Origin of the sequence: Paraburkholderia sp. MPAMCS5, from assembly GCF_036016995.1 — a bacterium.
Lineage (GTDB): Bacteria > Pseudomonadota > Gammaproteobacteria > Burkholderiales > Burkholderiaceae > Paraburkholderia.
The window spans coordinates 1-2,711 of record NZ_JAYXBK010000036.1 but is presented as its reverse complement, the minus strand read 5'-3'; the positions used below and the strand labels follow the sequence as shown (position 1 = coordinate 2,711).

Below are 2,711 nucleotides of genomic sequence, written 5' to 3'. Positions count from 1 at the left end.
GCCTTCAGCTTCACGAGCGCGTCGAGCAGCATGCGCTCGTGCGAGTCGATCTCGATCTCGTACGTCTGCATGCGCGGCGCCGCGTCCTTGTCCGGGTCGTAGCGGTAAATTTCAAATGTACGCTTGGCCATTTCTGAATTCCTTTGATCTGTGCCTTAGAAGGTCCGCGCTTTCGGCGGCACCGATTCGACAGTCAGCGGCTGCATGTGCACCGGCTTGTAGTCGAGGCGGTCGCCTTCGCTGAACCACAACGTATGGCGCAGCCAGTTTTCGTCGTCGCGATGCTCGAAGTCGTTCTGCGCGTGCGCGCCGCGGCTTTCCTTGCGCGCCTCGGCCGACACCATCGTGGCGCGCGCCACCTCGATCAGGTTCGCCACTTCCAGCGCCTCGACGCGCGCGGTGTTGAACACCTTCGACTTGTCCTTCAGGTGAATGTTGTCCACCCGTTCGGCCACTTCGCGGATGCGCTCCACGCCTTCGGCCAGCAGCGCCGACGTGCGGAACACGCCCGCGTGCTTCTGCATCGTGCCGCGGATGTCGTTCGCCACCGACTGCGCGTACTCGCCCGAGGACGAGCTGTCGAGCTTCGCCAGACGCGACAGCGCAAAGTCCGCCGCATCGGCCGGCAGCGGCTTGTGCGTCTTCAGCTCCTTCACGTGCTTGACGATGTGATTGCCCGCCGCGCGGCCGAACACCACCAGATCGAGCAGCGAGTTCGTGCCCAGGCGGTTCGCGCCGTGCACCGACACGCACGAGCACTCGCCCACCGCGTAGAAGCCGTTGACGACTTCTTCGTGGCCGTTCGGCGTGCCCACCACCTGACCGTTGATGTTCGTCGGAATGCCGCCCATCTGGTAGTGAATGGTCGGCACGACCGGAATCGGCTCCTTGATACAGTCGACGTTGGCGAACTTCAGCGCGATTTCGCGGATCGACGGCAGACGCTTCATGATCGTCTCGGCGCCGATGTGCGACAGGTCCAGCAGCACGTGATCCTTGTTCGGACCCACGCCGCGGCCTTCCTTGATTTCCTGGTCCATCGAGCGCGAAACGAAGTCGCGCGGCGCCAGATCCTTCAGCGTCGGCGCGTAGCGCTCCATGAAGCGCTCGCCGTCCGAGTTGCGCAGAATGCCGCCTTCGCCGCGCACGCCCTCGGTGATCAGCACGCCCGCGCCGGCCACGCCGGTCGGGTGGAACTGCCAGAACTCCATGTCCTGCAGCGCGATGCCCGAGCGCGCGGCCATGCCCAGGCCGTCGCCGGTGTTGATGAACGCATTCGTGGACGCCGCGAAGATGCGCCCCGCGCCGCCCGTGGCGAACAGCGTGGTCTTGCCTTCGAGGATGTAGACGTCGCCCGTTTCCATTTCGAGCGCGGTCACGCCGAGCACGTCGCCGTCGGCGTCGCGGATCAGATCCAGCGCCATCCATTCGACGAAGAACTGCGTTCTCGCCTCGACGTTCTGCTGGTACAGCGTGTGCAGCAGCGCGTGACCGGTGCGGTCGGCCGCGGCGCACGCGCGCTGCACGGGCTTCTCGCCGTAGTTCGCGGTGTGGCCGCCGAACGGGCGCTGGTAGATCGTGCCGTCGGCGTTGCGGTCGAACGGCATGCCCATGTGTTCGAGTTCGTACACGGCGTTCGGCGCTTCACGGCACATGAACTCGATCGCGTCCTGGTCGCCGAGCCAGTCGGAGCCCTTGATCGTGTCGTAGAAGTGATAGTGCCAGTTGTCTTCGCTCATGTTGCCGAGCGAGGCGCCGATGCCGCCCTGCGCCGCGACCGTGTGCGAGCGCGTGGGGAACACCTTGGACAGCACGCACACCGACAGACCGGCGCGCGCCAGTTGCAGCGACGCGCGCATACCCGAGCCGCCCGCGCCGACGATAACCACGTCGAAACGCCGACGCGGCAGAGCATTCTTGATTGCAGCCATGCTTTTACACTCTCCAGAGAATCTGCGCAGCGTAGCCCGCGCACGCGAGCAGCCAGACGATCGTCAGCGCCTGCAGCAACAGGCGTGTGCCCACGGGCTTCACATAGTCCATCCAGATGTCGCGGATGCCGACCCATGCGTGATAGAACAGCGACAGCAGCGTGACGAAGGTGGCGAGCTTCATCCACTGGGTGGCGAAGATCGAGGCCCAGCCTTCGTAGGAGAACTCGCGCGCGCCGAAGAACCACACGAGCAGGATCACCGTGTAGATGGCCATGATGGCGGCGGTGACGCGTTGCGCGAGCCAGTCGCGCAGGCCGTAATGCGCGCCGACCACGAGACGCTTCGAACCGATCCGGTTATTGGCTGACATTTTTTAGAATGCTCCGAACAGTTTGAGCGCGAAGGCGAGGGTGAGAATCGAGGACACGACCAGCACGACGATGGAGCTCGACTTGCCTTTCTCCTTGGTCACCGCATTGTGATTGGTGTCCATCACGAGGTGACGGATGCCGGCGCAGAAGTGGAACAGGAAGGCCCACGCGAGCACCAGCGTGATGAGCTTGACGACGATGTTGGAGAGAAAGCCCTTGAACACCTCGAAGCTCAGTTCGGAAGTCAGGCTCTGGTCGAAGAGATAAAGCAGGAACGGCAGGAATACGAACAGCAGGGCTCCGCTCACGCGGTGAAGAATCGACACGCGTCCCGCGAGCGGAAGGCGATACGCCGTCAATATCTGCCCGATACCGATGTTCCGGAATTCCGGCCTCGGTTTTTTTA

General features: G+C 63.7%; 3 protein-coding genes and 1 pseudogene. All 4 read right to left on the bottom strand.

Annotated features, from left to right (window positions below):
* Positions 1 to 131: pseudogene (sdhB, locus tag VOM14_RS31320) on the bottom strand (succinate dehydrogenase iron-sulfur subunit); the annotation flags it as partial.
* A 24-nt stretch (positions 132 to 155) separates the two neighbouring features.
* A complete protein-coding gene (sdhA, locus tag VOM14_RS31315) occupies positions 156 to 1,931 on the bottom strand; it encodes a succinate dehydrogenase flavoprotein subunit (RefSeq protein ID WP_327632573.1) in 1,776 nt (591 codons plus the stop codon).
* 4 nt (positions 1,932 to 1,935) lie between these two features.
* On the bottom strand, positions 1,936 to 2,304 hold the full coding sequence (gene sdhD / locus VOM14_RS31310; protein WP_324157467.1) for a succinate dehydrogenase, hydrophobic membrane anchor protein: 369 nt from the start codon (positions 2,302 to 2,304) through the stop codon (positions 1,936 to 1,938).
* 3 nt (positions 2,305 to 2,307) lie between these two features.
* Positions 2,308 to 2,711 (bottom strand): succinate dehydrogenase, cytochrome b556 subunit (gene sdhC, locus VOM14_RS31305; RefSeq protein WP_327632572.1); only part of this gene is annotated, 404 nt, incomplete at its 5' end.

Coding starts and splice junctions, on each gene's coding strand:
- sdhD (WP_324157467.1), bottom strand. CDS start 2,304: ATGTCAGCCAATAACCGGATCGGTTCGAAGCGTCTCGTGGTCGGCGCG.
- sdhA (WP_327632573.1), bottom strand. CDS start 1,931: ATGGCTGCAATCAAGAATGCTCTGCCGCGTCGGCGTTTCGACGTGGTT.